This is a genomic window from Kitasatospora sp. NPDC001603, from assembly GCF_040298365.1.
In the GTDB taxonomy this organism is placed as follows: Bacteria; Actinomycetota; Actinomycetes; order Streptomycetales; family Streptomycetaceae; genus Kitasatospora.
Genome location: NZ_JBEPAA010000159.1, coordinates 1 through 4,771, shown reverse-complemented (window position 1 = coordinate 4,771; position 4,771 = coordinate 1). Strand labels below are relative to the sequence as shown.

Genomic DNA, 4,771 nt, shown 5'->3' with positions numbered 1-4,771 from the left:
CCGACCGCCGCGCCCTCCCCGCCCCCGACCTCGACGCCTTCACCACCACCGGCTACACCGCCCCCCGCACCCCCGTCGAGGAACGCCTCGCCGCCATCTGGGCCGAGGTCCTCGGCCTGCCCCAGGTCGGCGTCGAGGACAGCTTCTTCGACCTCGGCGGCGACTCCATCCGCGCCGTCCGACTCGCCGGAGCCCTCCGCGCCGCCGGCTACGACATCACGGTCCGCGACGTCTTCGAACAGCGCACCATCGCCGCCATGGCCATCGCGGTCGGCGACGGCACCGGCGAGTCCCTGATCACGGCCGTCCAGCCCTTCGCCCTGATCGGCGAGAACGACCGCGCGGCCCTCCCGGCCGACGTCGTCGACGCCTACCCGCTCTCCCAGGTCCAGACCGGCATGCTCGTCGAGATGCTGGCAGCGACCCACGGGCGGAACGTCTACCAGAACATCACCTCCTTCCGCCTTCCGGACCGCCAGGCGTTCTCGCCGGACGCCCTGCGCGGCGCCGTCGAGCTGATCACCGCGCGCCACGAGACGCTCCGCAGCTCGATGCACCTGGACGGGTTCTCGCAGCCGCTCCAGCTGGTGCACGCGACCGCCGGGATCCCGGTCACCGTCCATGACCTGCGCGGCTCGACCGCCGAGCAGCAGGCCGAGCACGGCCGTGCCTTCGCCGCCGCCGAGCGCGCCGCCGCGTTCGAGCTCACGGCCGCTCCGCTGATGCGCGTCGCCGCACACCTGGAGTCCGACGAGTCCTGGTACCTGACCCTCACCTACCCGCACGCCATCACCGACGGCTGGTCCGTCAACTCGATGCTGGTGGAGCTCCTGGGCGACTACCAGGCGCTGCGGGACGGCCGCGAGCCCGCCGCCCCGGCGCCGCTCCCGGTGCGCTACGCGGACTTCGTCGCCGCCGAGCAGACCGCACTGGCCGACCCGGCGACCCAGGCGTTCTGGCAGCGCGTCGTCGACACCCACAGCCCGCTGGTCCTGCCCGCCACCTGGGGCGGCGAGCCGGGCGGCCGGACCGGTCTGCAGGTGCCGTTCGCGGACCTGGAGGAGGGGCTGCGCAAGCTCGCGGCCGAGGCGAAGACCTCGCTCAAGAGCGTCATGCTGGCCGCCCACCTCAAGGTGATGGGCAGCCTCACCGCCGAGGACGCCTTCCACACCGGTGTGGTCTACCACGGCCGTCTGGAGGCACCGGGCGCCGACCGGGTGCTGGGTATGCACCTCAACACCCTGCCGTTCCCGGCCAGTCGGGGCGCGAGGACCTGGCGTGAGCTGGTCGAGCGGACGTACGCGACGGAGACCGCCATCTGGTCCCACCGCCGCTACCCGCTGCCCGCCATCCAGCGCGCCGCCGGCAGCAGCGGCGAGCTGGTCTCCGTGATGTTCGACTTCCACGACTTCCACCAGCTGGACGCCGACGAGGTCGACACCTCCGCCGAACTGCGGGAGAGCGCCAACGAGTTCGGTCTGACCGTCATCACCCGTGACGGGCGCTTCCACCTCAGCAGCACGACCGAGGCCTTCGGTGCCGAGGGCCTGGAGCGGTTGGGTGGGTTGTACCGGTCGGTGTTGGAGGCGATGGCGGCGGATCCGGAGGGTGACGCGCGTGTGGTGCCGTTGTCCGGGGCCGAGGTGGCGGTGTTGTCCGCGCCGGGGCGTGAGGTGGTGTGGTCGACGGTCAGTGCGCCGGAGGCGTTCGCGGCCCGGGTCGTGGAGTCGCCGGACGCGGTCGCGGTGGTGGTCGGTGATGTGGAGCTGACGTACGGGCAGGTGGCGGAGCGGGCGGCGCGGTTCGGTGCGCTGTTGCGGGCGGCGGGTGTCGGTCCGGAGAGCGTGGTGGGTGTGTGCCTGCCGCGTGAGGCGGATCTGGTGCCGCTGCTGCACGGCGTCTGGCTGGCGGGTGGCGCGTATCTGCCGATCGATCCGGCGCTGCCGGGTGAGCGGATCGACTACATGCTGGCGGACTCGGGCGCGGCGGTGCTGGTGACCGTGAGCGGCCGGTCGGTGGACTTCGCCGGGACGAGGATCGACCTGGACACGGTGGTGCTCGACGAGGTCCCGCCGGTGCCCGCTTCGGGCGCGGTGGTTCCGGAGCAGTTGGCGTATGTGCTGTACACGAGTGGTTCGACGGGGCGTCCGAAGGGCGTGATGATCGGGCACGGTGCGCTGCACAACCTGCTGGCGTCGGTGCGGGACGACCTGGGTGTGCCGGATGGTTCGGTGTGGCTGGCCTCGACGTCGGTGTCGTTCGACATCTCGGGTCTGGAGCTGCACCTGCCGCTGGTCACGGGTGGCCGGGTGGTGCTGGCACGGGACCATGAGGCGAAGGACCCGGCGGCGCTGATCGCCCTGATCGGGGCCCACCGGGTGAGTCATGTGCAGGCGACGCCGTCGGCGTGGCGGCTGCTGCTGGAGGCGGGTTTCGAGGAGCGTTCGGTCACCGCGCTGACGGGTGGCGAGCCGTTGCCCGGGCACCTGGCGTCCGCCCTGTCGGCGGTCACGCGGCGGGTGGTCAACGTCTACGGTCCGACGGAGACGACGATCTGGTCGAGCTTCTGGGACGTCCCCGAGGAGCCGGAGACCATCGCCGTCGGCCACCCGTTGGCCAACACCGGCCTGTACGTGCTGGACGAGGGGCTGCGGCTGCTTCCGTCGGGGGTGACGGGTCAGTTGTTCATCGACGGTGACGGGGTGGCCCGGGGCTACCACGGCCGGGCGGACCTCACGGCGGAGAGGTTCCTGCCGAACCCGTACGGCGCGGCGGGTTCGCGGCTGTACGCGACGGGTGACCTGGCCCGGTTCCTGGCGGACGGCAGTCTGGAGTGCCTGGGCCGGATCGACAGCCAGGTCAAGATCCGCGGTTACCGCATCGAGCTGGGCGAGATCGAGACGGTCCTGAGCGGGCTGGAGCAGGTCCGCCAGGCCGTCGTGACCGTCCACGACGAGGCCCTCGTCGCCTACCTGGTGACCGAGGACGGCAGCGCGCCGGACATCGCCGCCGTACGGCGCGAACTGGGCCGGCAGCTGCCCGAGTACATGGTCCCGGGCGCGTTCGTGGCGATCGACGCCGTCCCGCTGAGCAACAGCGGCAAGGTCGACCACCGCGCGCTCCCCGCGCCGGACCTGGACGCGTTCGCCACCGGCGGCTACACCGCCCCGCGTACTCCGGTCGAGGAGCGCCTGGCGGCCGTCTGGGCCGAGGTCCTGGGCCTGCCGCGGGTCGGTGTCGAGGACAGCTTCTTCGACCTCGGCGGCGACTCCATCCGCGCCGTCCGACTCGTCGGCGCCCTCCGCGCCGCCGGCTACGACATCACCATCCCCGATGTCTTCCAGCAGCGCACCATCGCTGCCATGGCCCTCGCGGTCGGTGACGGCACCGGCCGGTCCCTGATCACCGCCGTCCAGCCCTTCGCCCTCATCGGCGACGACGACCGCGCGGCCCTCCCGGCCGACGTCGTCGACGCCTACCCGCTCTCCCAGGTCCAGACCGGCATGCTCGTCGAGATGCTCGCGGCACAGGGCGGCAACACCTACCACAACCTGAACTCCTTCCTCGTTCCCGACGAAGTCCCCTTCGACGCACCGACGTTCCGCCGCGCCGTCGACACGGTGGTGGCCCGGCACGACATCCTGCGCACCTCGATGCACCTGGACGGCTACAGCCAGCCCCTCCAGCTCGTCCACGCCACCGCCGAGGTCCCGGTCGCGATCCACGACCTGCGTGCGCTCGCCGCCGAGGAGATCGCGGCGCGCAAGCAGGAGTTCATGACCTCCGAGCGCGCCCTGGGCTTCGAGCTGGCCGACGCGCCGCTGGTCCGCATCGCCGCGCACCTGGAGTCCGACCGGGCCTGGCGCCTGACGTTCAGTCACATTCATGCTGTCACCGAGGGATGGAGTTACCACACCCTGGTGATGGAGATCCTCGCCTGCTACCGCAGCCTGCGGAACGGCGAGCAGCCGGCCGTCTACGAGGTGCCGTCGGTCCGCTACGCGGACTTCATCGCCGCCGAGCAGACCGCGCTCTCCGACCCGCAGACCCAGGCCTTCTGGCAGCAGCTCGTCGACGCCCACAGCCCGCTGGTCCTGCCGACCTCCTTCGGCGCCCCGGACACCGGCGTCGAGCAGCTGCATGCCCGGGTGCCCTACACCGACATCGAGGACGGCCTGCGCCGTCTCGCCACCGAGGCGAGGACGTCGCTGAAGAGCGTGCTGCTGGCCGCGCACCTCAAGGTGCTCGGCAGCCTGACGGCCGAGGAGGCCTTCCACACCGGCGTCGTCTACCACGGCCGCCTGGAGGCGCCCGGCGCGGACCGGGTGCTCGGCATGCACCTCAACACCCTGCCCTTCCCGACGACTCGGGGCGCGAAGACCTGGCGCGAACTGGTCGAGCAGACCTACGCCACCGAGACCGCCATCTGGTCCCACCGCCGCTACCCGATGCCCGCCGTCCAGCGCGCCGCCGGCAACTCCGGCGAGCTGGTCTCCGTCCTCTTCGAGTACCTGGACTTCCACGTCGTCGACGAGAACTCCGTCGACCTGGACGGCTCGATGGGCGACGGCTCCAACTCGTTCGCCCTCAATGTGATCGTGCGTGGCGGCCGAATCAACCTCGACAGCATGAGCACCGCGATCGACCGGGCGAACCTGAACTCCCTGGGTGAGCGCTACCGGCTGGTGCTGGAGGCGATGGCCGCCGACCCCAACGGCGACGCGACCCTCTCCCACCTGCCCGAGACCGAGCGCGCCCAGCTCACGACCTG

At 71.8% G+C, this 4,771-nt stretch carries 1 protein-coding gene; it reads left to right on the top strand.

The window, feature by feature from the left end:
- Window positions 1-4,771: non-ribosomal peptide synthetase (locus ABT263_RS38420; RefSeq protein ID WP_352298517.1), on the top strand; the 4,771-nt coding region annotated here is incomplete at both ends.